This is a genomic window from Pseudomonas sp. PME37.24/025 (genome assembly GCF_055556615.1).
This window is the reverse complement of sequence record NZ_JBVHNK010000008.1, coordinates 87,948-113,335: the sequence shown is the minus strand read 5'-3', so window position 1 is coordinate 113,335 and position 25,388 is coordinate 87,948. Positions and strand designations below refer to the sequence as shown.

The following is a 25,388-nucleotide window of genomic DNA, read 5'->3' as shown; positions in this document are numbered from 1 at the left end:
GCACAGTCTATCGAGCCTTGGCCCGCTCGCCTGCCGTCGATTGTATTGCAGTGTATCTGGCCTGCCGAAAGATACACGGGGAGGTAAAAATGGCCGATATCAGAGGTTTTGTATCGCTGTGTATCGCAAGCAGGCACAGATACACAGCGATTTACCCGCGTCTGTTCTGGACACAGACGGGATACCTCGCGGGTTTCAAATAGGTTCCATCGAGGCAAACCCAACCGCCTCGGCTCAATCAACGATTGACCTATTGAAGCCCTGAGGAAACCACCATGAACACCAAAGCCGTCTACGCCGCCTGCCTGTTTGCCGCCCTGAACATCTGCACCTTGTCGGCCCGCGCCGAAGCCGATGTAACCCCTCAAACCTACACCTACGGCACGCACCTGGACATCCAGAAAGTGCTGTCGATGAAACAGGACGCCAGCCCTGCCTGCGGGATTGTGAATGCCCGGATGACCTACCTGGATTCCCAAGGCAAAACCCAGGTTCTGGATTACAGCAAATTCGCTGACGGCTGCAACGAAGGCAACTGAGTCCTTCGACTACCCATTGCCCATCCCCTTTGAAACAGGAAGAACATCATGAACAACGTCACCCGCTTTTTGACCGCCATCGTTTTCTCCGTGGCTGGCGCTGCCGCCCATGCCAACGCCGCGGTTGAACAAAATACCTGTGGCAGCAGCACCTGCTTCCAACTGACTCCGCTGCTGGCTGAGGATGGTTCCAGTCGCACGCCGCAAGGGCAACTGGTTGCAGAGAATGGCTACAGCCGCACGCCACAGGGCCAGCAGCTGGAAAACCAGATGGCTTGAGGTCACGCACTGTTTCCGTGAACACAACAATTCCAGTGTGGGACTCGTATCTAAAGGTGATCCCCATGTTTCTCATCGCATTCCTGGGCGGCATTTTGACCGTCCTCAGCCCCTGCATCCTCCCGGTCGTGCCGTTTCTGTTTGCGGGGGTTAAACGCACACGTGCCTCGATCCTGCTCACCCTCGGCGGCATGGCCCTGACTTTCGCCCTGATCTCCAGCCTGGCCGTGGTCAGCAGCGATTGGGTGGTACAAGCCAATAACACCGGTCGCCATGTGGCGCTGATCGTGATGGTGCTGTTCGCCCTGTCGCTGATCTCCGCACGGGTCGGCGGCTGGCTGGCGCGCCCGTTCGTGCTGCTGGGCAATCGCATCGATCCCAACACTCGCAAAATGTCTGGCCCGTTAGGCTCGGTAATGATCGGCGTCGCCACCGGTCTGCTCTGGGCGCCGTGTGCCGGGCCGATCCTCGGCGTGATCCTCACCGGCGCCATGCTGCAAGGCGCCAACGCTCAGACCAGTCTGTTGCTGGTAGCGTACGGCCTGGGCAGCGCGTTGTCTTTGGGCACCTTGATCTTCGCCGGTCGTGGCCTGGTCAATCGCTTGAAACCGTCGATTCCGCTGACTGGCTGGCTGCGTCGCGGCACGGGGGCTGCGGTGTTGGTCGCCGCAGCGGTGATCTCAACTGGTGCCGACAACACGTTGCTCGCTGGCACCTCATCCGAAGGCGTCACCACAGTTGAACAGCGGGTGCTGGAAACCGTACCGAAAGTGCTCGATTACTTCATCAGCAAGGTCAAGGCCGACTCGACCATGGGCGCGGCCAAAGGCGCGATGCCGTCACTTTCCGGCGCAGTCGAATGGCTCAACTCGCCAGCGCTGAGCAACGATTCCCTGCGCGGCAAAGTGGTACTGGTGGACTTCTGGACATACGACTGCATCAACTGCCAGCACACCTTGCCCTACGTGAAGGACTGGGCGAAGAAATACCAGAAGGACGGCCTGCTCGTAATCGGCGTGCACACCCCGGAATACGGTTACGAACGCATCATCGACAACGTCCGCGATCAGGTGAAAAAACTCGGTATCACCTACCCGGTGGCGATCGACAACAACTACGCGATCTGGCGCGCTTTCGACAACCAGTACTGGCCCGCTCACTACCTGATCGACGCCAAGGGTCAGGTGCGTTACACCCACTTTGGCGAGGGCCGGTACGAGACTCAGGAGCAGATGATCCGGCAACTGCTGGAAGAGGCCAAAGCGCCTGCCGCGTAACCGTTCAAATCAATGGTTCACAGGTTCCTCACCATGAGCCATTGGTCTTTTTCCCAAGCCTGAAAGCGCTCCAGTACTGTCCACCCGCGTCTGGCGTAGTAGTCGCTCTGGTCATGGGTGTGCAGGTAGATCCTCGCTACACCATTTTCCTTGGCCTTTGCGCATATCCCTTCGATCAAACGCTCGGCCAATCCTTTTCCTCTCGCTTCGGGTGTGATGAACACACAGGCCAGCCAGGGGCCCAGGTCAGGCCGTTGGGCCAGATCGGCCATGGCCAGTGCTGCGCCACCCAGCAGTTGATCCCCGTCCCGGGCGATCAAGCATTGCCAGTGGCCATTGGTTTGGCCGTCAGCAAATTCCCGTTGCCAGTCAGGCAAGGGCTGGTCGGCGTATTCGTAATGGAACTGCTGGTGAATCCATGAGGCAAAGGTGTCGCTGTGGTGCATATGGTGGGCGAGCCAGTCCAGGCGAGGCATGGGGAGTCCTTCAAAAGTCGGTGGCTTATAAGAGCTGATTCACGGCGTATCAGCAATCCGGGCGCCTGGGTGTTAATGCGTCGTTACAGATAGGTGACCATGCATCGGAGAATGCCATATTTCGTGAATTCTCCGGACGATCGGCAGGACGCCGGCGTATCCGGGAGCGATAGTTTGTGGACGACGGGATCATTGCCGATCCTGTCATCACCATCAAGAAAAGGAAGTTGCCATGCCTAAATACATTATTGAACGCGAGCTTCCGGGTGCCGGCGGACTGCCGCAACAGGAACTCAAAGCGATCTCGCAAAAGTCCTGCGATGTGTTGCGCGAGATGGGGCCAGAGGTGCAATGGCTGGAGAGTTACATCACTGGCGACAAGATTTACTGCGTGTACATCGCGCCGAATGAGGGACTCATCAGGGAGCACGCCCAAAAGGGTGAATTTCCCATCAGCAGCGTTTCCCGGGTCATGAACATCATCGATCCCACCACGGCGGAGTGAGCCGGGATGCGTTCCAACCCGCAACGGAGCAGACTCCATGAGCACACCCATTGACCTCACTGCCCTGAAAAACCGGCAAATGGCCTCGTGGGCCAGCGGCGACTACGCCGTGATCGGCACTACTTTACAGATCGTCGGTGAACAACTGGCCGAAGCCTGCGACTTGCTCTGTGATGAGCAGGTGCTGGACGTTGCCGCCGGCAACGGTAACGCCACGCTCGCCGCCGCGCGCCGGGGATGCAAGGTCATGTCCACCGACTACGTGGCCAAGCTGCTTGAACGCGGCGAAGACCGCGCGCGGGCGGAACACCTGAACGTGACCTTTCAGGTGGCCGATGCCGAGGACCTGCCGTTCGAGGACGCCAGTTTCGATGCGGTGCTTTCGACCTTTGGTGTGATGTTTACGCCGGATCAGCCCAAGGCTGCAGCGGAACTGGCGCGGGTGTGCCGTCCTGGCGGACGGATCGGCCTTGCCAACTGGACGCCTGAAGGCTTCGTCGGCCAGATGTTCAAGACCCTGGGCCGCCATATGCCGCCACCTGTGGGCGCCCAACCGCCTTCAAACTGGGGGTCTGAAGCCTGGTTGCACTCGCAGTTCGATCAGCGCGACTTTCAGCTGCAGGTGACACGGCGGTTGTTCAACTTCCGCTATCGATCGGCCGCGCACTTTATCGACACCTTCCGTACCTGGTATGGCCCGGTCCACAAGGCTTTTTCGACCCTGCCACCCGAAGGGGTCACAGCTCTGGAAAACGACCTGAGCGAACTGCTGAATCGGCTGAACCGAGCAGGGGAGCGGTCGCTGGTGGTGCCCAGTGAATACCTGGAGGTGGTGATTACACGGCGTTGAGTTGAAAACGCAAAACACTTGTGGGAGCGAGCCTCTGTGGTGATGGGCTTCTGTGGCGAGGGGGCTTGTCGGAACGCCGCATCGCCCCGTTCGGCTGCGAAGCAGTCGCAAAGCTTTTTAGGGCCGCTTCGCGACCCAACGGGGGCAGCCCCCTCGCCACAGAAGCCCGTTCCCACAGAGGTATTGTGATTTAGCCGGCGCAATCACTCATCCAGCCGCTCGGTGTACACCACCCACACACTGCACGGCATTTTGTACAGCAGATGCTCCACCGTGCTGCCGATCAACCGGCCCATGCCGCGATGGCCGACCCGGCCCATGACAATCACGTCGACGTCATAAGTATCGGCATAGCGGGTCAGCACTTTGGTCGGGCTGCCCATGAGCATGTGCCGTTGCCCCGGCGCGATGCCGTTGCGCGCGGCGAGTTCGTTGAAGGCGTCCTCCTGGAAGTCGAACAGGGTCTTGGCCTTGTCCGAAGCGAAAAACGCCGAACCGTTTTCGAAGCTGAACTCGTCCGAGCTGATAGACGAAAGGTCATAGGCGTAAACCACGTCGAGCTCGGCATTGCAGGCGCTCGCCAGTTTTGACGCTTCGTGCAGAATCCGGTCATTGAAGCTTTTGTAGTGATCATCACGATGGAACGGATCGACCGCGGCGACAATCTTGCGCGGCAACGCATGAATGGCATGGCTGACGAAGTGCAGCGGCACCGGGCATTCGCGCAGCAAATGCACGTCGAGAGGGGTAAACACCAGCCGCGACAGCCGTGATTGATGTTCCAGCGCCTTGATCAGCACGTCCATCGGCTGCTCTTTGAGGTGAATCAGGATTTCCTCCAGCGGATTTTCGACCCAAACCACCTCGGTGGTGACGTGCACACCGATCTTGCGCAAGGGACGGGCCTGTTCCTCAAGCCACTGGCGGTGGCGCTCGACGTACCCCAGACGCATCTGCTCCAGAGCCTTTTCGTTGACCATGCCGGCGGTCGCCAGGCCTTCCAGATAGTCGAAGGCCACGATATGCAGGGCCGCATCCTCAGCCTTGGCCAGCGCCGCGGCCCGGTCGAAGGCGGGGCTGTGTTCCATCAGGGGCGAGGCGACCAGCATGAAACGCGCTTGACCAGACATGACAAACCTCCCGTGAGTAAACGAGCAGACGACGGTCCCCCCGGGGCTGCAATGGGAGAGCGCCTGCGCGCCCGACGTGTGGTCATTCGATAGCCATTCAATCCTCTAAGTATTGACCATGATCAACCTCTCGTCCGCAAGTGTATGCGGGACGGGGTGATGAAGGTGCCCGGGAAACCTCCATCATTGATGCTGGGCTGGCCTCTTCGCGGGCAAGTCGGATCGCCGCACCGCTCGCTCCTACAGGGGATTTGTGGTGTTTTCTTTATCTAAACAACTTTTGCGCCCCGAGCCTCCAGCAACTCCCGTAATACGGAACGGTGGCAGTGCGCCTCTTCCTCGCAATAACACCCCAAAGCCAGCGACGTTTGATGGGAGAGGGCGGCCAGCAGGTCGAGCATCTGGCTGGGCGCGGGATGGTTCATCTCGGCCTTGAATTTGCGCTTGAAGGCTCCCCAGGCTTTGGCATCGTCCGCCGCTTTGGCTTCGGCCACCAACTCGGGGCTGGGGGACAGCAGCGGTTGCCACACATCGTAGAAATCCCGGCTGGCAAACTCGGCCTTCGGCACACCCCGAGGCGGGCGGCGTACCGTGCCCAGGCGCAGGCCTTCATTCGCGGTGCGGGGGGAGCCGAGTTGGACGATGTGGACGGGCATGATCGCAGTGCCTATTTGAGCCGCGAGCTGTCGAACCACTCCAGCGCCGTGCGCCAGAAGCAGATCCCCAGGAAGTACGCCGACATCAGCAGCCACAAGCCCATCACCAGCGGATTGATGACCGGGTGGTTGACCACCAGCGACAAGCTGCAGAGCAGCCAGATGGCCGTCACGGCAATGTTGATCGGCATGAACCGGCGCACGCGGAATGGGTGCAGGAATTTCATTCGGGTCACGGTCAACAGCGCCAGGCCGATGACGGTGAGCAAGGTGATCCACGGCGATGGGTCGATGATGTACAGGCACAGCGCAACTACGTTCCACGCGGCGGGGAAGCCCTGGAAGTAGTTGTCTTTGCTCTTCATGTTGACGTTGCAGAAGCAAAACAGAGACGACACCAGAATCAGCGACACGGTCAGCAGCAGGGTGTAGTCCGGCAACGGGATGTAACGATAGATGAACAGTGCCGGGATAAACACATATGTCAGGTAGTCGATCACCAGGTCGAGGATCGAACCGTCGAAACTCGGCAGCACCGATTGCACATTCACCTTGCGCGCCAGCGCGCCGTCCAGACCGTCGACGATCAGCGCCACGCCCAGCCACAGCAGGCAATTGGTGGGCTGATTCTCCAACAAGGCGAGGGTCGCGAGGAAGGCTGTGACCACGCCAGTGGCGGTAAAACCATGGGCGCCCCATGCTTTGAGCCTGGCAATGTGTACAGTGGATATCACGGGGGCGTTCTCCAGAAAGTGAAGCAAGCCAATTATCACCCTCCTGTTGAGGGCGTCGGCAAACCGGGTCGGGTTGCAGGTATCGACCGGATTTTCGGGAATAAGGTTCACCACCTTTGAATCTTAGCCTCCGTGCAAAAAAATACCCCGGAAATATCCGGGGCACGTATTGAGCGCAGCACGCCTGTGCCTGGCCGATGTAGAGACGGGCGTCAGCTCAGCGAGGGGTGGAACACCCGCAGCCGATGGTTATCCGGGTCAAGCGCGACGAAAGTGCGACCGAAGTCCAGCTCTGTCGGTGCTTGCGCCATGGTCAGCCCAAGCGCGCTCCAATCGGCAAACAGCGCATCGACCTGCTCGGCGGACTCCACCGGGAACGCCAGCTCGGTCCCGCCGCCCGTCGCTTGCGCTGCCGGTTCGGCGGTATGCCGTGACCAGAGCCCCAGTTTGTAGCCGCCCTCCAGGACAAATAGCGCGAAGGTCGGCGACTCTTCCACGGGCTTGCGCTCCAGCAGAAATTCATAGAACCGTGCACTGACGGCGGGGTTTTCCACGAAAAGCAAAATATAACGGGGAGTGATCATAGGGCTGCTCCATTTCAAGGTGGGCGCAGCATAAAAGGAGGCGGTGTCAGTTTCTGTCAGGAGTGTGAAGGGCAAGGGCAACACCCAGGACATCAGCCAGACGGAGTTGGCGGAATGTCTGGCGAAGACTATCGTTGCCTGACTGAGTTTCTGCCCATTGATGAGGACGTCGTCATGAACACCAGCGATTTGCTTGAGCAATTACTGCGGGCTAGCCAAGGCTCGCAGTCGCAACAAGGTGGCGGTGCGGCGTCAGCTCAAGGAGGCCTCGGCGGGTTGCTTGGTGGTCTATTGGGGGGCGGCGCGGGTGCCAGTGCGGGCGGTGGAGGCCTGGGTGGATTGCTCGGTGGTCTGTTGGGCGGCGGTTCACCCATGGGCGGTTCGACGCAAACGCGCTCGGGTGGCACCAATTACGCGGCGTTGGCTTCTTTGGGGATGATGGCGTTCCAGGCGTATCAGGCCTGGCAACGCAGCCAGGCTTCGGCACCGCAACAGGCACCGCGCACCGTTGACCTGTTGTCTGGCCCGGAAATCGAAGACCACAGCCACGCCATCCTTCGTGCCTTGATCGCCGCCGCCAAGGCCGATGGCCGCATCGATGATGCCGAGAAACAAATGATCAGCACCGAAATCGGTCGCCATACCGACGATCCGCAACTGCAGCAATGGCTTGATGACGAAGTCGCCCGACCGCTGGATGCCGCCGATGTGGCGCAGTCCGCCCAGGACCCGGGCATGGCCGCCGAGATGTACCTGGCCAGCGTGATGTTGGTGGATGATCAGCAGGACGCCGAGCGCAACTATCTGGATGAATTGGCCGCTGCGTTGAAGATCGATCCAGAGTTGCAGGTGCATCTGGAGCAGCAGGCCAAGGGCGGCGCTGCCTGAGCGTTCCCCTGCGATCTTTTGATTTTCAGCGGTTTCGAACATGCCAAAGATCAAAAGATCGCAGCCTGCGACAGCTCCTACGTGTGTTCTGGTGATTTCGTCAGCAGAAACGTAACGCCGAAGCCTTCAGATATCTCCAGTATCCGAGGCAGGTCTTCAGGCACTTTGAGCTGATCCAACGCCGCAAAAAACTGACCGCCACGCGGATCGGAAACCACGCCAATGATTTTCGCGGTGGGGCTGATGTTCTTGTAAGCATGGATCGACCCAGCGGGGATGTGTACGTAACCTCCGGTCGAGACGATGGTGGATTGACCCGCGACGGTCACTTCGATCTGCCCATCGATGACGTAGAACGCTTCGTCCCAAGGGTGAAAGTGCAGCGGTGGCCCGCCACCCTGCACACCTTCCTGGATGTGCATCTCAAAGGGTTTGGTCAGATCGCCGCCGGCAAGAATAGTGATTGTCTCTCCAACAACTTTGACCGGCGCGGGCGTTTTCCCGGCTTCGATGACGTGAACCGTTCGCATGATTTGCTCTCCGAGGCATGAATCCCCCTGCGCTGAGTATATTCACTGCGCCGCGAGCAAGTGCCGTAACACCGATCCGTCTGTCCGGGCAATTTCAACGGCGATGGAATTTTCTTCCAGGCCTGTCGCTCTGCTGATGTAGAACCTGCCCACTCAGCGTTCGGCAACGAGCATCAGCCATGAACAAGAACTTGGACGATTACAACCGCATGCGCGATTTCTCGGCGACCTCGGAACCGGCCGCCGCCAAACGCTCGGGCAAAAAAACGGCGAAGGATCATGCGTTGCAATTCTGTATTCAGAAGCATGACGCCTCCCACCTGCACTATGACTTTCGCCTGGAACTCGACGGTGCGCTGAAAAGTTGGGCGGTGCCGAAAGGGCCGTCGCTGGACCCCAAGGTCAAGCGCCTGGCCATCCATGTCGAAGACCATCCGCTGGATTACGCCACGTTCGAGGGCACCATTCCCGAAGGGCATTACGGCGCCGGCGATGTGATCGTCTGGGATCGTGGGGTGTGGATTCCCCGGGACGATCCGGCCAAGGCATACACCAAGGGCCGGCTGAAATTCGAGCTGAAAGGAGAAAAGCTTGGCGGCCTGTGGAACCTCGTGCGCACGCACATGCCGGGTAAGCAGGAACAATGGTTTCTGATCAAGCATCAGGACAGCGCCGCCAGACCCGACAGCGAATACGACGTGGTCGCCGCCGAGCCGGACAGCGTGCTCAGCGACCGCGCCATCGTGGAAAAAAAGCACGGTGCTGAAAAGCCTGAACCGATAAAGAAAGCGCCGGCCAAGGTGCATAAGGAAAAGTCGGCACAACTGACGGGCGCGCGCAAAGTCAAACTGCCGGAGCTGCTCAAACCCGAACTGGCAACGCTGGTCGAATCCGCGCCGAGCGGCGAATGGAGCTATGAAATCAAGTTCGACGGCTACCGGGTCATGGCGCGCATCGACCACGACGAGGTCAAACTCTTCACCCGCAACGGTCACGACTGGACCCACAAATTGCCCGGGCAAGCCGAGGCACTGACAGCGCTGGGCCTGGAGTCGGCCTGGCTCGACGGCGAAATGGTGGTGGCCAACGAGCAGGGCGTTCCGGATTTTCAGGCATTGCAAAACGCGTTCGATTCCGGCCGAAGTGGCAGCATCGTTTATTACTTGTTCGACTTGCCCTACCTCAACGGCGTGGACCTGCGCGAAGTGCCTGTCGAGGAGCGCAGGGCGGCGCTGGCGACCGTGCTCAAGCCCAATGAGAATCCGCTCTTGCGATTCTCCGACGCCTTCGGCGAATCCCCGGAGGCGTTACTCAACAGTGCTTGCGAAATGCAGATGGAAGGGCTGATCGGCAAACGCCTGGGCTCGCCTTACGTGTCTCGGCGCACCAGTGACTGGATCAAACTCAAGTGCAAGCATCGGCAGGAATTCGTTGTGGTCGGCTTCACCGACCCCAAAGGCGCACGCAGTGCTTTTGGCGCATTGCTGCTGGGATTGCACGACCTCGACAGCGGTGAATTGCGTTATGCCGGCAAGGTTGGCACCGGGTTCAACGAGGCGACCCTCAAGCGCATTTATGAACAATTGAAACCGCTGCAGACGAAAAAGCCGTCGGTGGTCAATCCGCCCAGCGGTTTTGAAGCCAAGGGTGTGCATTGGCTCAAACCCACACTGTTGGCAGAAGTGGCCTTCGCCGAAATGACCAAGGACGGCTCGGTGCGCCACGCCGTGTTCCATGGTTTGCGTGATGACAAGCCTGCCAAAGAAATTACCGAGGAGCTGCCGAAAACCGTGAAAACATCAGCCTCGAAAACCGCCGCAGCAAAATCCACAGCGAAGAAGAAATCCGTCGCCGAGAAACCTCACGCTGTCGACCCGAAAAACGTCCAGTCAACTGTCGCGCCGTCGCAGATCGGCCTGGCCAGCGGCAAGGTGCGCATCACGCACCCGGACCGGGTGATCGACGCCAGCAGCGGCACCACCAAGATGCAACTGGCGGAGTACTACGCCAGCATTGCCGAATGGATTCTGCCGCAACTCAAAGACCGGCCGGTGGCGCTGGTGCGCGCGCCGGACGGCATCGCCGGCGAACTGTTCTTTCAGAAGAACGCCGAGCACCTGGCCATTCCGGGGATTGTTACCCTGAATAAGGAACTGACGGGCCAACCGGTGATGATCATCAACAACGCCAAAGCGCTGATCGGCGCGGTGCAGATGAGCACGGTGGAACTGCACACCTGGAACGCCACGTCAGTCGATCTGGATAAGCCCGATCGCTTTGTCCTCGACCTCGACCCGGATCCGGCGCTGCCCTGGAAAAGCATGATCGAAGCGACTCAACTAACCCTCACAGTGCTGGATGAACTGGGGCTCAAGGCGTTTCTCAAAACCAGCGGCGGCAAGGGGATTCACTTGGTGGTACCGCTGACCCGCAAACAGGGGTGGGACGAGGTCAAGGACTTCAGCCACGCGATCGTCAGCCACATGGCCAAATTACTGCCGGATCGTTTTTCTGCAGTGTCCGGGCCGAAAAACCGCGTCGGACGTATCTTCATCGACTACCTGCGCAACGGTCTGGGCGCCACCACTATTTGCGCCTACGCCGTGCGCACCCGCGAAGGGCTGCCGGTGTCGGTGCCGATCTTTCGGGAGGAGGTGGCGCAGCTCAAGGGCGGCAATCAATGGAACGTACACAACGTGCATGAGCGCCTGGCCGAAATCGGTGACGAACCCTGGGCCGAGCTGAAGAAAACCCGGCAGACAATCACTGCCGAAATGCGACGGCGGGTCGGGATGAAAAAGTAATGATACTGAACCTGTGGCGAGGGAGCTTGCTCCCGTTGGACTGCGAAGCAGTCCCCCTCTTTTTGGGGATAAGAGGGGCCGCTTCGCGGCCCAGCGGGAGCAAGCTCCCTCGCCACAGGTTACTCATCGCTTGTTCTATCTCTTAACTGACTGGCATTGGGGCAAGCCCCCTCACCACAGGCTCGCCACCTCGACGACTATTGTTTGCCGAGCGCAGCAGCCAGCAGCGGCGCCGCCTGTTCATCGGTCAATGCGGCGTGAACTTCCATGCTCATGAGGTCACTCCATTCCAGCACCCACTTCTGAATCGACACCGGATCATCGGCCTCTGCAATGCCAAAACCACTCGAGCCACCGACGGCATGCCAGCGCCCCAACATTTTGACGCCTGCGGGTGGCGCACCACCGGTCTTGAGAAAACGTTCGATTGCGCTGTTACGGTGTTGCGGACTGATTGACCAACTGACAATGAATAACATCTGCCACCTCCTGCTACGGATTGGCACCTTTATCTTCGCGCACCTGACTGGCGCCGGGGCCACGGTCACGCTTGTGTTTCCAGCTCCATCCTGGCTGGCCTGAAACCCTTTCTCCCATGAAAAGGCATAGCAGCGGCCCGCGTTTTGCGTACGACCGCTGATCCTCTTTCAGGCATTTGAAATGAACATATCGGGATAACAGTGCAAACCATCAGGCATCACGCAACAAGTCGTTGGCATTGAGCAGCTCGTAGGCAATCTCCGGGCGCTTCTCCAGCCCGCGGCGAATCGCCGCCGGAATCGACTGACGGGTTTTGCGACACAGGCCCGGCAATTCGCCGAGGGTGATGTTGATGCCGCGCATGGTCCGCACTTCATTGAAGCCCGGGACGATCTCCACGCGCAGACCCAACTGCTCATACATCCGGTGTTGCAGACGCTCCAGGTCGCTCAGGCTCTGGAGATTTTCCAGGCGTTCGATCAGGCGCTTCTCCTCCGACCGGGTCAGGCTCAGGATGCGCAAATCCGCGCCGGGGGTTTCCAGCAACGGCTCACGCTCGCAGATGCAGGCTCCGGGCGGGCAGGGTTGGCGGATCGGAAGAGAGGTCGTCATGGGGTTCAATCATAGAGCGCTATGATCGGGTTTGCCCATGGGGTTGTTGTGCCGTTGAGCGTGATGTCTATATCCCGGGCTTGCTGGCCTTGGCTGGGTTTATCGCGGATCTTGTATTTCGTACCAGGACGCTTTCGAGGATACACAGGCATGTTTCTGCTTTTTAGCCAGTAATGGCGTATCCAGCGTACCTATCGCGACCGAAATCCAATCGGGGAACGATCCTTTCGAATCAGACCAGAACAGCGAGGATCCACAGTTGGAGCAGAACTGTCGCGTAACGCCTTCGGACGACTGATAACCCTTGAGCGTCTCTGCGCTCGTCATGATTGAAACCGCTGACCTGGGGGCGCTGGCATACGTAGCGAACGCTGCTCCATGCCCCTTTCGGCATTGGCTGCAATGGCAATGGGTGACGGCTTTCAGCTCAGTTGATACCTGATACCTCACCGCGCCGCATAGGCAGCTACCTTGGTGAAACCCATCCATGTTCATCGTTCCCCGGTTTTTGATCGCGCTACTTTAGATGGGAGGGTGGGGTTTGGGGAATGGCTGCTATCGACTGTGGATTCAACCGGTTTCGGAAGCCATCCAGGTCAAAAAACTATGCAGCTGAGTCGCAAACTCTTTTGGTTTAGCGTACGGGTTCCTTGCCTGGGACAAGAAAAAAGAGATCTGCATTCTCATACACGGGTAATGCTGAACAAACAGCTCGACATGTTCTTCCAGTGTTTGCGGCCACATCAGGTCCTGTTCAGAGCGAAGTACTTGAGTTGACCGGATGAGTTTGCGCGAGGCTTCGCGTTGCAAACGTAGCGATTGCGTCGGTGTCGCCGCCTGATCGATAAGATCGACATACCGGGTCAGTACGGATTCGAAGTCACCATTTACTGCAATGGCGATATCACGCGACGGCTTGAACCGGTCGAAGCGCTTGGTCAGATCATTCCCCCATAAGCAACGACAGTGATGCTTGAGCCAATACCCCCAGCTCAATCGATTGTCAGCCGCCAATACTTCAGAACGACTACCGATATCGAAATCGATCTTGATGACTTCGGTATGCCGACTTTCCAGCGTGCGCCTTTTCGACTCCAGCATTTCCAGATCCTGCGATGCAGGAGGGCCATGCAGGACAAGGGTTAGATCTAGGTCGGAAACCCCCGGCACGGCGTCGCCTTTAGCGACGCTGCCATAAAGATAAATCCCGTCCAGTAGAGGTTCCGACCGAGTGAGCGTCATGCAAACATCCGCCAGCAAATCCTGAAACGGTGGCTGCACCTCGACATTGGGCACGGTGAGGATATAACCGTCTGCATCAATGCCACCAGGATGGAATCTTTCCATGAAACCGTCCGTGAGTTGTGTTCGGAAAGGTACTTTAACAGAGCCAATAGTGTCCGCTTCTGGCTGTACTCTACCGATCGCTTCTTCGACGAGCATTGGCGAGTCGAATGTAAACGCTGCTCAGCACTAAAGTGACTTGTGATGGTCAATTAATCCCGCAACGACCATCAGTAGTCGTACTGCTCGGAACCGACCGAATCCGCATTGGTATTTTGATCAAGGACAGTGAAAGCATGCTTGCCGCAATTTAATCAGCAACCGCCTCCACCTGGTTCCGTGAATCGGGACTCGTCGTACGTTTACCCCCTCAATCCAATTCGAAGATTTAAAGCATGCACCTACGCAAAATTGCAGTTGGGCTGTCGGCCCTTGTTTTGCTCTCGACCGGGGCAGAAGCCCGTGGTCTGCTGGATCTCCTCAAACCGCCCACCCAGCATCAGGAACAAGTATCCCGCTCGGGCTCGGTCAGCCAGAACGCGGCCCTGGGCCTCTATTCAAACAAACAGAAACAGGCATCGTTTGACGGCTGCGCAGATCTGTTCCCGGCTGCAAAACCGATCAATACGGCCACTGTGCCTGCAACCATGAAACCCCTGGCCCTGTGCTCCGACAACTTTGCGGTGCTGTACTCGCAAACCAGCAAGACGCCATTGGTAGTGGTCGAACGCCTTAATGCCGCCCAACTGCAGGATGCCAAAGGCGAGGAGCGCACCAACCAGTTCTACCCGGACCCACGCATCCCCAAGAGTGGACGGGCAGAGTTGAGCGACTACCGTAGCCAACATCCGGCCGTGGACCGTGGCCATCAACAATACCCGGTCAAAACCATACTCAACACCTAACCATGCGGCTTACGCTTGAGTATCTGTACTCAATGCGATATACGCATCACAATTCGAGGATTTTAATGAAAATGACTAAGTACCTCGCCGCTCTTGTTGCCGTATTTTCCCTCTCAGTGGGGGTTGCTGATGCGCGGGGTCTGCTGGACTTTGCGCTGCCGCACCATGCCGAGAAAAAGGAATACTACTCGAGTAGCCTGGGGGCCGACGAAGCGCTTGCACTTTATACGGCAAAGCAGCGTCAGAACTCCTTCGAGGCATGTGCTGACCAGTTTCCTGGCAATAAGCCCCTTAACCTTGCCAGCGTGCCAGTGGGCATGAAGCCGATGGCCTTGTGCTCGAACGGTTTTGCGGTCCTCTATTCCCAGACCAGTAAGACCCCGGTGGTGGTGGTGGAACGACTCTCAGCTGCACGGCTGCGGGACGCCAAGGGCGAGGAGCGCACCAACGAGTTCTTTGTTGACCCCCGCATCCCCACCAGTGGTCGCGCCGAGTTGAGTGACTACCGTAGCCAGCAACCCGCCGTGGATAGAGGGCACCTTAGCCCGGCAGCCGATTCCGCCGACCAGCATGCCATGGCACAGTCTTTCGCGCTCTCCAATATGGTGCCGCAGGACCCTTCTTCCAACAGAAAAACGTGGAATAAGGCAGAGCAGGACACCCGCAAGTACGCGCTCCGCGCTTCGGGCAATGTGTTCGTGTTCTCCGGTCCCATTTTTGATGAAGGTCACGAGACCGTAGGGAAGAACAACGTCTGGAAGCCCACACGCCTCTTCAAGCTAGTTTATGACGAAGCGACGGGGCGCGCCTGGGCTTTCGTGTTGCCTAACGCAGAATCCCCCCTGACTCGCCCCATGGATTACGCCACCTTCGTTAAGATGACTGGCATGCGGCTACTTGAGGGCCAACGCGTTACCGGCTCAATTTCATAGCAGGTCAAAGAGGATGCTGTCTCCCTGATGATTTATACGGAAAGGGTCCTGGTTCAGGACAAGATTCGTGCTTTCGCGCCCACGGTGCTTCTTATCGTGGGCGTTTCTCCGCTTGAGCAGCTGCTTGAGTTCTTCCGGGAGAAGCTAGTTTCCCTGTCCATGGAACGCACCTACGCCCAAGCGACGGGGCGGTTCATTGAATGGCTGTCCGTGCGCGCCCATGAGTTCACGGACACCCCCAAGCGCAGCCTGCTGTACACGGCGTTTCTCCATGACCTGCGGTTCGGCACGTACCAAGCGGGCGTCGATGCCTACGGGCTTAACTGGACAGCGACTTCACAGCAAAATGCCAAGCGCCTTACCCGAGCCTTGTTGGAGTTCAGTGATTGGCTGAATCAGCGCCATGGGGCCACGATGCTGAATCCGATTCATCACCAAGCCTCTCCGGCGGACCAGCTTATCTTCTGGCGCAAGTGGAACAAGCAGAAGGCGGCCTCGCTCCTCGCGCATACGAAGCGTCGTACTCGGGCGGAGGAATCTTCTCACCGGGGGCGACAAGCGCGATTGCCCCGAGACCGCAATGGCTTTTTGGCAGAAGCCAAGGCCTTCCCGGCGGAGCGTCTCGATGACTTGATATGGCAAGGGTTTATCAACCCAGGCCGGAAAGCGGATACGCGCCCCTGGGTGAAGTACAACCTACGCGACATACTGATTACGCTTCTCTGTACGTATGGAGGTTGTCGGCCTTCGGAGCCTCTGCACCTATGGGTTGATGACGTATACACCGACCCGGATGACCCCTCGATTGCGCTTGTGCTGGTCCATGAGCCCACGGATGGGCTAGTGGATTATATCAACCCGATAACCGGCAGTAAGCGCAAGACCAATCGAGCCGATTTTCTTCAGCGTTTTTGTGGCGGCAGAAAGCCCCTCACGCAGGAAACAGGCCGCCGCCATTCCGGGTGGAAAGGGTGCTTGCTGACCCATCGGGAGCGCAAGGCCTACCAGGTGTTCTGGATTGATAAGAACGCGGGCCGCTTGTTCCTGACCCTCTGGCGCATGTATATCCAGTATGTGCGCCCGGTGACGCCGCAGGTGCCCTGGGCATTTCTGACCCGAGATGGCCAACCTCTCGGCGTCGAGGGCTTCGACGACTCTTTTAAAGCCGCAGTACGCCGAATCGGCTTGCTCCCTGCCAAATGGGCCGGCACCACGAGCCACGGCCTTCGGCATCGCTACGGCCAATGGCTCAATGACCTGGGGCTCGGCGACAAAGAGGGGCAAGTGGCGATGCACCATCTGAATGCCAAGAGCCAGGAAGTCTATCGGCAGGTGGGCCTGGCCAAGGTGGTGGCTGCCATCGGAAAACTCACAGTGACAGCACTCCCTTCGTTTAAGGACACGGAATGATCTCGATTTGCCATCTCGACGACTACACCACGACGGTCAGTTCGCTAACCGGGCGCACCGTCTATGTGAACAATGATTTGAATCGATACCTAGTGAATCCGCACTGGGACCCGACTCCGCTGCCTGGCATTATCGAATCTTGGTTTGTCCGATTGTCTATCGTAGCGAGGGTTGGGCGCCGTCCGCCAGAATCTTTGCAGAATGCAGCTCGGGCACTTTCACATTGCGTTACGCGTGAATCCTTTGCGGAAGCCCTCGATAACCTGCTGGTGAGCGAGCATAAACGTCATGCCGAAATTAAGCCCGCGAAATATTCCCAGCACATCTTGGTCGAATTGCTGGTGCAGCTATGGCATGCGGGGCTCATTGCGTGGCCTGGCCGCAATCAAGAGCCGTTCAACATGCCTATCATCCATATATCAAATGCTGGATTCGGCAACGCACCCCCGGCGCATCTGACAACAATTCATTCATATTTAAGCCGCGACCTTGAAAGCAAAGACGCCAATTTTGGGGACACTGCAAAGTTTCGGTTCCTGTTGGACAACCTGCTTAGCCGGTGTGGAATCGAAGATATTGGCGACATTACTCCCGAAACCTTTCAGCTTACGGTTGAGCGCAGTCGATTGGGTAAGCTGCACTCCGTAGCGATACAGCCTGTCCTGGGCATGCTGCGTGAGCAATATCCTGATGTGGCCATCAACTGGACTCCCGACGATTTTGGCTTCTTCAAGAACAAGATGGGCCATTTGGCTCGGGACGACAACTTCAACTGGCTGCTTGCCAAAGAGCCTGAAATGGCCGATTGGGTCCGGCTGGCCATTGAGCACCTAGAAGCGAACCCGGCCAACTTCAAGAAGCGCAAGTCGTCGGTCAACAACTTCTTGAAGCATTACCACGAACATCCGGAGTTGCCTCGAAACCCCGCCGCTTATTTTGACATCCGCCGGAGGCCCACTGAGCTTTATGTGGTGCCTGGCAAGAAGGGCCGGCAAACCATGACGGTCCTTCATGAATTTCACAATGAGGTGCTGTTTAAGGTCTGTGCCCAGCCCGATGATAATGAGGTCCCTATTCTGAGGCCGGGCTTTGCGAACCCCTTGCCCAAAGGCACCTATAAGAACGTGAATCAAGGGGAGACTCATCGGGAAGCCATGCCTACGCGGCTCATTAGTCTTGCCAAGCATATCCTGACCGAAAACGACTTTGCCTGGGCGAAGGAGGCTGGACGAATCAAGGATACCTTCCGGTGGCTTAACCCGGTAACGGGGCAATACGAGACCGTATGGAGCCCGGTGCGCGCGTACACGCTTCTTATCAAGCTTCTGCTGCCGGCACGAACTTATCAGGTGCGCATGCTGGACAGTGGAGAGGGCGATACCTATCGCTACGGCAAGGATGGCCTTTGGGACACGAACCTAGGGCTTCACCATCCCAAAGCCGGTGGCGAGCCCGTAGAACGCGGGGTATTCAGAAAATACAAGCGAAAAGATGGAGCCGATGGCTCCGTCTTTTACTTCAACACGAACAAGACCGGTGATGCCGACAAGGAGGTCAAGGGCTACGTGATGCCCTGGGAGAAGCATGATGCGCTGACCCTTTTGTCTGAGTTTCGGGACTGGCAGGAAAAATACAATCCCGTGAAGGGCCCCACCCCTTGGACCGACATCCTTGAGCTCAAAAAGGTCAAGCACGTGGAGGACCTGGAGAAGATGGGCGCGAATTACTTCCTGTTCCGCGACCCTGCGAACCAAACCCGGCCCGACATGCCCGTGACCGACGTGCGTATCCGAAATCTGTGGCTCAAGCTGATGGACGAGATGGAACGCCGGCTGGCCGATGCCGGGGATACTTTGAGCAACGGGGACCCCATTCGCTTGGTGCTGACCCGGGATAAGAAAACGGGCCAACCCTCCACAGCCACCTTTGACCTCCATAGCCTTCGGGTCTCCCTTATTACGGCCATGTACGAGGAGGGCGTGCCGCCCGAGTACCTGATGAAGATTGTGGGACATGCGACGGTGCTCATGACCCTCTACTACACCAAGCTCCACGTGGAAACTTTGACGCTTCGCATGGACGAGGCGCTCCTGGAGCGGCAACGCAAATCCCAAGCTGAAATGGCGGGATTCATCAAGTGTGCAAGCCGTCAGGAACTGGAGCAGGCGGTGGCCTACCGGCATCCCTCCGCCCTCGATGCGGCAAGCGGCGGCACAGGGGTAGGCCTATTGGTGATGGACCATGGCATTTGCCCTGTCGCGGCCAAGCGCTGCCACGAAGGCTTGGTGGTCCAAGACCTCACCAGTAATGTCACCCGCTTTCAGGCGGTGCCCGGCGGTGCATCTAATTGTGCACGGTGCCGGTTTTTCATGACAGGCCCGGCCTTCCTATTTGGACTGGAGGCCCACGTCAATGACTTGTCGTATCGGCTGAAGAAGGCATCGCTCACCTTCGAAAAAGCCCAGGAACGGTTTGATTCCTTGTCGGATGCTCACGCTGACGCCTTGAGTGGAGGCGCCCCCTTCCATAAACAACGCGAGCTGGAGATTGCAGAGACCGCCTTTGAGTCCTCTACGGCTGAGGTGGACGAAATCGCCTTAAGCCTACAAGCCGCGTATGCGCTTACCGAGCAGTGCATCCGCATTGCAGCCCAAGACAAGGGTGATGGTTTGGCCCTGGTCGTGGCGGGTGGCACTGGTCAGCTTGAAGCGGTCTTGTCGGAAGGCCATGAGTTCGAGCAGCTGAATCGAATCTGCGTTAATGCCACCCTTTACGACGGGCTGAACATCAATTGGCGGCAACCCAACCTGGAGCGCGCTCGCCTGTTTGACCGAATGCTGCGAAATTCTGGCCATGAGCCCCGGTTTTCCTTGCTGGATGACGAAGACGCCTTGCACGTGGCCAATGCCATGGGGCAATTCCTCTATGCTCGGCTGGAGGCCAACACAGTGCATGCCTTGGTAGATGGGCGAACGACTTTGAGCGCCGTGGGGCTGGACAAGGCTTTCGCTACCCAATTGGACTTCATGAAGCCCAAGACCTTCGGCTTTGCGCAATCGGCAAATTTGTTGGAGCAAGTATGATGAGCAACGGCCTCCCCCTCACTGCCCCGGATATTCTGAAGGACGCGCGACAGCTATATCAGGCCCACCGGGCTGCCGCCAGCAAGTCCTCGAAGGTTGAGAACCTTGATAAAGTCTGGGAGACGCTGAACGCGATACGGGACGATGGCGACCGCGACTATTCGCTGGCCGAAGTGGGTCGGCGCCTGGAGTCCATCGGCGGGCCCAAGACCCAAAGCCTGCGCAATACCCAAGGCGCGTACTACCGGGAAATCATCACGGCCTTCGCCAGTGCCGTCAGCGGCTCCACCCGATATGTGGCCAAGAGCAAGTCAAACGTCGAACAGGCTCTGGAGCTGATAACCGACCCCAGCATCCGAGCAACCCTGCGGGTCGCACTGGAAGAGGCCAAGCGGCTCAAGGTGACCAACGACAACCTTCACGCGGCCTTTAAGGGGCTTCAGGTCGGAGCTTCTATTACGCCGACATCGCCCGAGGCCCCCGCTGCCTTACCCGCTCCGGTCGCGGCATCTCCCGAATTGTCGCCCCGCCTGCGAAATGCGCTTAGCAAAGGTATTGACCCTTCCCGCTTGGCGCAACAAGGCCTCAGCATCACGGATGATGGTGGTATTCAAAATGAACATGGAGACAAGGTGTTCCCGCCTGCCTTTGTGCTTGCCATTCAAACAATTCTGCAAAACTAGGTGCGTAATTGCACTGACTTGACCACTCATTTGCATTGCCACTGACAAGCCAATTGCATCCGTGCTGACCAACCGTTTGCATTCGACTTGATCAGCACACACCGTACTGACGACGGGCAGAGAACTGCGGATCTCTGCCCGTCGTGGAGGGCAGATGTCGACCCATAGCAGCCGGAGAGCAACGGAAGAGTTCGGCCAGAAGCAGCAGGCAACGCTCACACGAGGCGTGTCTTAGCCGCGAGAACCGACCAAGCCTTGACCTCGTGAAGCGACACATCGGCCTCAATACTCGCTTTCCCGGAGTTCCCGCTCTACCTCCTGTTCAATGAAGTGTTCAAGCTGTTCACGATGTTCCTTTAGCCACATGCGGACGTTGTCGTTGGTTTCGATGTCGAAGTGGGCGTCCAGAGCTGCGAGCTTTTGGCGGTAATGATCGCTAGCTGGCCCGCTCCAGGCCCCAGTGAAATTGTTGGCGTGTAAGCCACGCCGAACCTGCTCAATTGCACCGTAACGCTCAAGAATTTTTCGCGCGAAGTTGGCCGGCTCATCCGGTCTAGCGATGATCGGTGGGCAACGCTCGGCAAGAAGCCCTGCGCGATGTATGGCGTCGACATCCACCCATTCAAAGACTAAGGACTCCGGTATGGCCTCAAGGGCTGACCCGTCGGCCTCACTTATCGATAGGCCACCTCGAAGCCAGCTCAACAGATGCCAAGTCCCTACATCTTTTCGTTGCATTTCTAGCCGCAGCGCAATTGCTCTCCAGATGATGGAGGGCTTTGCCTGCGCTGCCCTAGACAGGAACTTCCACGAATCTGGGCGGTAGCCATCGGTAATGCTGTTGACATTAGCGAAATTAGCAATGCAGCTCACCGCTAGCCTCGCCCCGGCATCGGGATTGAAGTCAAGCAGTCGGTTCGCGAGCTCCTTCCAGCGGAACTGCAGCATGGTGTTCGAATGCTCCCTCGGCGCCCCTTCAACGAACACTGCCGAACTCAACACTCGCTCGATGCGGGTCGAAAGGGCGCTGAATTCGTTGGCGTGACCTCGCAGCCGTGAATCAAGAAAATCCAGCGCTGCATCGAGCGCATTCGGGTCATCGCTCTCCAGTAGCAGATCGACAATGCTTTCAAATACATCTCGTGGCAGTTGGTTGACGATACCGCCATAGACGAATAAGCGAAAAGCCGTCGGGTCGATATCGCCTTGTTGCCCCATTGCCAGGAGGAACCTAGCTATGCGGTCGCTCATCCCCGAGCGCCAGATGAGACCAAGCGCGGAACTGCGAAGCTCAGCGTTCTCAAACAGCTTTTCGACGGTGTGTTCCCACCAGTCAATGTTCTTGACGTGACATGCGGAGAGATAGCCACCAATGAAGAAGTCGGATCGCTGTTCGCCAGCTTTGATCCATGCCGAAACAATGGAGGGCCATAATTGAAGGTCATCGGTTTGACCGAGAAGCTGCCCAAATTGGAATCCGTTCTTTGCCTTGTCCGTGATAAGCCATGCCAGCTCGGGAACCAACAACTCCGGGTTTGCTACAACGTCGGCGGCAAGCTGCATCAGCTCCGCCCCCGCTGCATCAGAGTACTCGCCCTCAGAGTCGAAGTTGTCTTCGATCAGCTTCATACCTGCATGGCGGTGAAGTTTGTTCGAGAAAGAAGACTCAGTAAGGTCAGCCCGGATAGCGTGGAGTTCAGATCTAACCGCTTCAGACAAAGCTTTGCCTTCGTAGTGAAGGGTGGCCACGATGGTCTCGATGCAATGCTCGCGCAAGCCTGGTATCACTGCGGCTCGGCGCAGAAAGACCAGGATCGTTTCGGTCAGCGGGACGATCAAGATAAGGCTTCTGACGTGGTTCAAGATCGCCGTCGCTGCCCCAGTTGCTTCTGCAGCTGGCAGGTAGTCGACAGCTTCTTCCAGTAGCCTCACATGGGCAGCATACGCGTCGTATAGCTCGCCGTAGGTCTCCGGCGTCCATCGGTCGGGCAGACGCCTCAATCCGATCACTTCCTCGATGCAAATCCGACTCATGAATGGGTCAAGGCTTTTGCCCAAGGCCTGAACGGCAATATCCCTTCGGAACGGCACCTCGCTGTGCAGCAACTTGCGCAAGTAGTCGATCTTGTCGACGGGCGACAGTTCAGAAGCGGCAACAGTGCCATGTCCAAGGCTAAACAGTGAGATGAACACGCCGGTCGAGTTGTTAGACCAACTCTCGTTTTCGGACTCGGCCAGCAGCAGCAAGCATTCCGCGGCTTCAAAGAACGTTTCAGCGGGGATTGTAAGTTGCTCGAGCCGGTGGACGGCGGTGCGTCGCGCATCTCCGATGAACTTACGGCGACTCTCAACTGTTTCAGAACCCAAGGCAGCAGCAAAACGGCGCAGGGCTACCTTGGGTTTAGCCTGCGCTATCGCGAAAAAAAGACTGGCGCCACTGGCGGTTTTGTAGCCCGAAAGAGACTTAAATATTCCGTCCTCTCCCATCAGACGATCCGCCCATGCTGTCGCTGCCTTTGACTCCCTGGCGAACTCAAGCATTGCATCGAAATGCTGCTGCATACGGACCTCGAGTCCCTCTCGCAGTTGCTGGACATCTACCATGTGGGCGTACTGCTCAAACCAACTCTTCCACATGGCAACGTGGAGGAGTTTCGGAGATATCAGCAGCGTTCGTGGCCCCTGTAGCACCCGTCGTTTTCGCAGCGCGAAGACAGAGAGTGACAGCCTGTGCTGAGAAAAACTCGGGTCTATATACTTCAACGAGGCCAACACCGCAGCCTGTACCGCCGGCCCTTCTGCAGTATCCCATGCAACCTGCCGGAACAGCGCCAGCGTCCGGATCACTGCCAGCTTGTCTTGGCCCTCAGATGAATCGATGTTGTGGGGCGCACACACAATACGGTCCCATAGTCGATCCAGGTGAGCCAGTTGCTGAGCTGGATGCTGGTCAGGGTTGTTCTGAATATATTGGCCAAGCCGGTGAGCCGCCCGAGGCGAACCCTCGCACAAGCTTGCTAACCAGCTTGCGCTGTCCAGAGGAATTCCATAGCCCTGGAAAATATCTGCGACCACAGGTTGTTCGAGTCGCGGCACATCGATGACCTGCGTGTTCACATGAGCACTGGCAGGCTCGGCCACATTGTCTGCTGTTACGAGTAGCATCTTGATCGCCAGCTTCTTGAATAACGCCGTCAACCCTTCTGCAGTTTCTAGGTCGCATTCATCTGCGACCAAGATGATGGTGGTATTCCGTGCCATCTGCCGTAATGCCATCATCGGCCCGCTATCCAGGGCCCCCTCGGGATCCCGGCAGTACAGGACACAGCCACTGAGTTGCGAAGCACTGAGCGCACGATACATAAGGTGTGTCTTTCCGGCTCCTGCGTCTCCCAGCACACGCACGTGCTCGAATCCATTAACACTGTCGGCAGCTCGCTTTATTTGCTCAGCCGCTCTGTCAAGTTCCTCCGTCGGCTGGTAAACGTTGATCTCGAGGTCGCAGGAGTCAGCCATGAACGACAGGTCATGGAAGACGGCGTCGTCGAAGCCCTGAACGCTGTTCAGTCGCATTGCAATACCGGGTGCCAGTACTTTGATCGCCGAGCATAGCTGGTTCGCCCGGATAATCCGCACTGCGACATGCGCGAACGACGGATCAATTGCCGTCATGAACTCGCTGACTTGAGTCGCCCCGTGATCATCTGCGGCGCCGACCAGATCGGAGCCGAAAAGCACCACGATAAAGGTCCCGCCGTTCTCGAAACAGCTAAGCACTCGTGGCTGGAGTTCCTCCTTTGTACGCTGGTGGTCGCCTTTGGCGAACTTAGGCTGGACGAGCAGCGATCGAATATCAGAGGGCGTCGATGCAGAGAAGCTTCCAGTCTTGATTTGGTAGCGGGTCTGACCTTCGGAAATTAGGCCTGCTGGTAGCAAAGCTCCGGACAGGCCAGCGACGGCGACTTCGGCGTCGATTCCGCCATCGGCAACGTTGATTGCTGCCGGTACATCGACGCCGGTGATGGGAATGCCGGCCTTGTTGGCCTCGATTACAAGAAGTTGTCGGAACAGTTCGACGGCTTGGCCAGCCTCGATCTGGATCAGGTCATCAGTCCTGACGTCAAACGGTCCTAGTGTGTCGGTCGGTAGAGCCATCGCTGATCCTCAGGTGAGGCATAAAGTATCCCACATGGCCTTGTACGCTGCACCCGGGGCATTTGATTCCGAAACGGCCCCTAGGTCTTCTCCTCGTCGGAGATTTGTAGCTCGTTCTCCGCTGGTCATTTCGTAGGCGTCACTTTCATGCCTTTGCGCATACGAATGTAATGCTCTGTCACGCCCACAGTAGTGTTTCCAACTGATTGCAGTCACGTACATAGACCGGTGGAGGCCTTGAAATTAGTGGAGCGGTGAAGGGAATCAAACCCTCGTTATCAGCTTGGGAAGCTTCTAGTGAGAGGAAGCATGGTGCGAGTTTGATAGGCCGCTAACGACCGATTCTGTTGAAAAAGTCGGCCATGGTTTCTACGGCAGAAAAATACGCGATTGAGATTGAAATCTATATTTTGAGCAGAGGATTCCGGGCTCAGATTTCGCGTAGCGGCGCGCAAAAAGGCGTTTTCAGCGGTCAGTATGCGGGCAGTCTGGAAGGACCGACTTTTTCAACAGAATCGACCCATAGCTGTCGTTCACCAGCGGAAAACTGCTCCGCAACGGACTGTCGAAAATAGCTCGGCGGAGAAATCAA

The 25,388-nt window shown here is 57.7% G+C and carries 22 protein-coding genes and 1 pseudogene; 12 read left to right on the top strand and 11 right to left on the bottom strand.

Annotated features, from left to right (window positions below; all coding sequences use genetic code 11):
• Positions 1 to 275: 275 nt before the first annotated feature.
• The 3 genes from ACZ3HH_RS15995 to ACZ3HH_RS15985 all read left to right on the top strand — a co-directional run bounded on the left by ACZ3HH_RS15995 (position 276) and on the right by ACZ3HH_RS15985 (position 2,095).
• Positions 276 to 539 carry a DUF2790 domain-containing protein gene (locus tag ACZ3HH_RS15995; protein WP_237883194.1) on the top strand — a complete coding sequence of 88 codons (264 nt, stop codon included), beginning with the start codon at positions 276 to 278 and terminating at the stop codon, positions 537 to 539.
• Between the two features lie 48 nt (positions 540 to 587).
• Positions 588 to 818: a hypothetical protein gene (locus tag ACZ3HH_RS15990; protein WP_465805779.1), complete on the top strand. Its 231-nt coding sequence runs from the start codon at positions 588 to 590 to the stop codon at positions 816 to 818.
• A 65-nt stretch (positions 819 to 883) separates the two neighbouring features.
• On the top strand, positions 884 to 2,095 hold the full coding sequence (locus tag ACZ3HH_RS15985) for a cytochrome c biogenesis protein DipZ (RefSeq protein ID WP_465805778.1): 1,212 nt from the start codon (positions 884 to 886) through the stop codon (positions 2,093 to 2,095).
• A 17-nt stretch (positions 2,096 to 2,112) separates the two neighbouring features.
• On the opposite strand, the gene ACZ3HH_RS15980 is transcribed toward ACZ3HH_RS15985, so the two are convergent.
• Positions 2,113 to 2,571, bottom strand: coding sequence for a GNAT family N-acetyltransferase (locus tag ACZ3HH_RS15980; protein WP_465805777.1), 459 nt, complete (start codon positions 2,569 to 2,571; stop codon positions 2,113 to 2,115).
• Between the two features lie 232 nt (positions 2,572 to 2,803).
• Between ACZ3HH_RS15980 and ACZ3HH_RS15975 the strand changes: the two genes are divergently transcribed.
• Both ACZ3HH_RS15975 and ACZ3HH_RS15970 read left to right on the top strand, forming a co-directional pair.
• Positions 2,804 to 3,076 carry a DUF4242 domain-containing protein gene (locus ACZ3HH_RS15975; RefSeq protein WP_465805776.1) on the top strand — a complete coding sequence of 91 codons (273 nt, stop codon included), beginning with the start codon at positions 2,804 to 2,806 and terminating at the stop codon, positions 3,074 to 3,076.
• A 37-nt stretch (positions 3,077 to 3,113) separates the two neighbouring features.
• Positions 3,114 to 3,926: a class I SAM-dependent methyltransferase gene (locus ACZ3HH_RS15970; protein ID WP_465805775.1), complete on the top strand. Its 813-nt coding sequence runs from the start codon at positions 3,114 to 3,116 to the stop codon at positions 3,924 to 3,926.
• Positions 3,927 to 4,129: 203 nt separating this feature from the next.
• Here ACZ3HH_RS15970 and ACZ3HH_RS15965 read toward each other — a convergent pair whose 3' ends face one another.
• The 4 genes from ACZ3HH_RS15965 to ACZ3HH_RS15950 form a co-directional block, all read right to left on the bottom strand.
• Positions 4,130 to 5,056 carry a universal stress protein gene (locus ACZ3HH_RS15965; RefSeq protein ID WP_465805774.1) on the bottom strand — a complete coding sequence of 309 codons (927 nt, stop codon included), beginning with the start codon at positions 5,054 to 5,056 and terminating at the stop codon, positions 4,130 to 4,132.
• Positions 5,057 to 5,325: 269 nt separating this feature from the next.
• Positions 5,326 to 5,712 (bottom strand): DUF488 domain-containing protein, encoded by a 387-nt coding sequence (locus ACZ3HH_RS15960; RefSeq protein WP_465805773.1) that lies wholly within the window; start codon positions 5,710 to 5,712, stop codon positions 5,326 to 5,328.
• Positions 5,713 to 5,723: 11 nt separating this feature from the next.
• Positions 5,724 to 6,446, bottom strand: a complete 723-nt coding sequence (pcsA, locus tag ACZ3HH_RS15955) for a phosphatidylcholine synthase (protein WP_032830527.1) — start codon at positions 6,444 to 6,446, stop codon at positions 5,724 to 5,726.
• 212 nt (positions 6,447 to 6,658) lie between these two features.
• The gene (locus ACZ3HH_RS15950) at positions 6,659 to 7,030 is read right to left on the bottom strand and encodes a VOC family protein (protein ID WP_123359919.1); all 372 of its coding nucleotides are present in this window, start codon (positions 7,028 to 7,030) and stop codon (positions 6,659 to 6,661) included.
• Between the two features lie 114 nt (positions 7,031 to 7,144).
• Here ACZ3HH_RS15950 and ACZ3HH_RS15945 point away from each other — a divergent pair, with 114 nt between their 5' ends.
• Positions 7,145 to 7,918, top strand: coding sequence for a tellurite resistance TerB family protein (locus tag ACZ3HH_RS15945; protein WP_465805772.1), 774 nt, complete (start codon positions 7,145 to 7,147; stop codon positions 7,916 to 7,918).
• A 77-nt stretch (positions 7,919 to 7,995) separates the two neighbouring features.
• Here the strand turns inward: ACZ3HH_RS15945 and ACZ3HH_RS15940 are convergent, their stop codons facing one another.
• Complete coding sequence (locus ACZ3HH_RS15940) at positions 7,996 to 8,448, bottom strand: cupin domain-containing protein (protein ID WP_465805771.1); 453 nt, start codon at positions 8,446 to 8,448, stop codon at positions 7,996 to 7,998.
• Positions 8,449 to 8,627: 179 nt separating this feature from the next.
• On the opposite strand from ACZ3HH_RS15940, the gene ligD reads away from it, so the two are divergent.
• Positions 8,628 to 11,252 carry a DNA ligase D gene (ligD, locus tag ACZ3HH_RS15935; RefSeq protein ID WP_465805770.1) on the top strand — a complete coding sequence of 875 codons (2,625 nt, stop codon included), beginning with the start codon at positions 8,628 to 8,630 and terminating at the stop codon, positions 11,250 to 11,252.
• 197 nt (positions 11,253 to 11,449) lie between these two features.
• Here ligD and ACZ3HH_RS15930 read toward each other — a convergent pair whose 3' ends face one another.
• The 4 genes from ACZ3HH_RS15930 to ACZ3HH_RS15915 form a co-directional block, all read right to left on the bottom strand.
• A complete protein-coding gene (locus tag ACZ3HH_RS15930; protein WP_460146472.1) occupies positions 11,450 to 11,731 on the bottom strand; it encodes a DUF3303 domain-containing protein in 282 nt (93 codons plus the stop codon).
• Positions 11,732 to 11,942: 211 nt separating this feature from the next.
• Complete coding sequence (locus ACZ3HH_RS15925; RefSeq protein ID WP_183678382.1) at positions 11,943 to 12,344, bottom strand: hypothetical protein; 402 nt, start codon at positions 12,342 to 12,344, stop codon at positions 11,943 to 11,945.
• A 99-nt stretch (positions 12,345 to 12,443) separates the two neighbouring features.
• Positions 12,444 to 12,833 carry a GFA family protein gene (locus tag ACZ3HH_RS15920; RefSeq protein WP_465805769.1) on the bottom strand — a complete coding sequence of 130 codons (390 nt, stop codon included), beginning with the start codon at positions 12,831 to 12,833 and terminating at the stop codon, positions 12,444 to 12,446.
• 81 nt (positions 12,834 to 12,914) lie between these two features.
• Positions 12,915 to 13,691, bottom strand: a complete 777-nt coding sequence (locus tag ACZ3HH_RS15915) for a nucleotidyltransferase domain-containing protein (protein WP_465806085.1) — start codon at positions 13,689 to 13,691, stop codon at positions 12,915 to 12,917.
• 332 nt (positions 13,692 to 14,023) lie between these two features.
• Between ACZ3HH_RS15915 and ACZ3HH_RS15910 the strand changes: the two are divergent.
• The 5 genes and pseudogenes from ACZ3HH_RS15910 to gmtX all read left to right on the top strand — a co-directional run.
• A pseudogene (locus tag ACZ3HH_RS15910) lies at positions 14,024 to 14,500 on the top strand (DNA/RNA non-specific endonuclease); the annotation flags it as partial.
• Between the two features lie 98 nt (positions 14,501 to 14,598).
• Positions 14,599 to 15,465: a DNA/RNA non-specific endonuclease gene (locus tag ACZ3HH_RS15905; protein ID WP_465805768.1), complete on the top strand. Its 867-nt coding sequence runs from the start codon at positions 14,599 to 14,601 to the stop codon at positions 15,463 to 15,465.
• 27 nt (positions 15,466 to 15,492) lie between these two features.
• Positions 15,493 to 16,875, top strand: coding sequence for a gamma-mobile-trio recombinase GmtY (gene gmtY, locus ACZ3HH_RS15900; protein WP_160388723.1), 1,383 nt, complete (start codon positions 15,493 to 15,495; stop codon positions 16,873 to 16,875).
• Complete coding sequence (gene gmtZ / locus ACZ3HH_RS15895; protein WP_465805767.1) at positions 16,872 to 19,958, top strand: gamma-mobile-trio integrase GmtZ; 3,087 nt, start codon at positions 16,872 to 16,874, stop codon at positions 19,956 to 19,958. Before gmtY ends, gmtZ begins: the two co-directional genes overlap by 4 nt.
• Entirely contained in the window at positions 19,955 to 20,641 is a 687-nt protein-coding gene (gene gmtX / locus ACZ3HH_RS15890; protein WP_465805766.1) for a gamma-mobile-trio protein GmtX, read from the top strand. The genes gmtZ and gmtX overlap by 4 nt, the downstream gene beginning before the upstream one ends.
• Before the next feature lie 282 nt (positions 20,642 to 20,923).
• Here gmtX and ACZ3HH_RS15885 read toward each other — a convergent pair whose 3' ends face one another.
• A complete protein-coding gene (locus ACZ3HH_RS15885) occupies positions 20,924 to 24,796 on the bottom strand; it encodes a hypothetical protein (protein WP_465805765.1) in 3,873 nt (1,290 codons plus the stop codon).
• Positions 24,797 to 25,388 lie beyond the last annotated feature (592 nt).

Bases quoted from the DNA above. Each gene is read 5' to 3' on its own strand.
- ACZ3HH_RS15965 (WP_465805774.1), bottom strand. From the start codon at position 5,056: ATGTCTGGTCAAGCGCGTTTCATGCTGGTCGCCTCGCCCCTGATGGAA.
- ACZ3HH_RS15980 (WP_465805777.1), bottom strand. From the start codon at position 2,571: ATGCCTCGCCTGGACTGGCTCGCCCACCATATGCACCACAGCGACACC.
- gmtZ (WP_465805767.1), top strand. From the start codon at position 16,872: ATGATCTCGATTTGCCATCTCGACGACTACACCACGACGGTCAGTTCG.
- ACZ3HH_RS15975 (WP_465805776.1), top strand. From the start codon at position 2,804: ATGCCTAAATACATTATTGAACGCGAGCTTCCGGGTGCCGGCGGACTG.
- ACZ3HH_RS15960 (WP_465805773.1), bottom strand. From the start codon at position 5,712: ATGCCCGTCCACATCGTCCAACTCGGCTCCCCCCGCACCGCGAATGAA.
- ACZ3HH_RS15970 (WP_465805775.1), top strand. From the start codon at position 3,114: ATGAGCACACCCATTGACCTCACTGCCCTGAAAAACCGGCAAATGGCC.
- ACZ3HH_RS15940 (WP_465805771.1), bottom strand. From the start codon at position 8,448: ATGCGAACGGTTCACGTCATCGAAGCCGGGAAAACGCCCGCGCCGGTC.
- ACZ3HH_RS15920 (WP_465805769.1), bottom strand. From the start codon at position 12,833: ATGGATGGGTTTCACCAAGGTAGCTGCCTATGCGGCGCGGTGAGGTAT.
- ACZ3HH_RS15915 (WP_465806085.1), bottom strand. From the start codon at position 13,691: ATGGAAAGATTCCATCCTGGTGGCATTGATGCAGACGGTTATATCCTC.
- ACZ3HH_RS15985 (WP_465805778.1), top strand. From the start codon at position 884: ATGTTTCTCATCGCATTCCTGGGCGGCATTTTGACCGTCCTCAGCCCC.
- ACZ3HH_RS15950 (WP_123359919.1), bottom strand. From the start codon at position 7,030: ATGATCACTCCCCGTTATATTTTGCTTTTCGTGGAAAACCCCGCCGTC.
- ACZ3HH_RS15990 (WP_465805779.1), top strand. From the start codon at position 588: ATGAACAACGTCACCCGCTTTTTGACCGCCATCGTTTTCTCCGTGGCT.
- gmtX (WP_465805766.1), top strand. From the start codon at position 19,955: ATGATGAGCAACGGCCTCCCCCTCACTGCCCCGGATATTCTGAAGGAC.
- ACZ3HH_RS15885 (WP_465805765.1), bottom strand. From the start codon at position 24,796: ATGGCTCTACCGACCGACACACTAGGACCGTTTGACGTCAGGACTGAT.
- ACZ3HH_RS15905 (WP_465805768.1), top strand. From the start codon at position 14,599: ATGAAAATGACTAAGTACCTCGCCGCTCTTGTTGCCGTATTTTCCCTC.
- gmtY (WP_160388723.1), top strand. From the start codon at position 15,493: ATGATTTATACGGAAAGGGTCCTGGTTCAGGACAAGATTCGTGCTTTC.
- ACZ3HH_RS15930 (WP_460146472.1), bottom strand. From the start codon at position 11,731: ATGTTATTCATTGTCAGTTGGTCAATCAGTCCGCAACACCGTAACAGC.
- ACZ3HH_RS15925 (WP_183678382.1), bottom strand. From the start codon at position 12,344: ATGACGACCTCTCTTCCGATCCGCCAACCCTGCCCGCCCGGAGCCTGC.
- ACZ3HH_RS15995 (WP_237883194.1), top strand. From the start codon at position 276: ATGAACACCAAAGCCGTCTACGCCGCCTGCCTGTTTGCCGCCCTGAAC.
- ACZ3HH_RS15945 (WP_465805772.1), top strand. From the start codon at position 7,145: ATGTCTGGCGAAGACTATCGTTGCCTGACTGAGTTTCTGCCCATTGAT.
- ligD (WP_465805770.1), top strand. From the start codon at position 8,628: ATGAACAAGAACTTGGACGATTACAACCGCATGCGCGATTTCTCGGCG.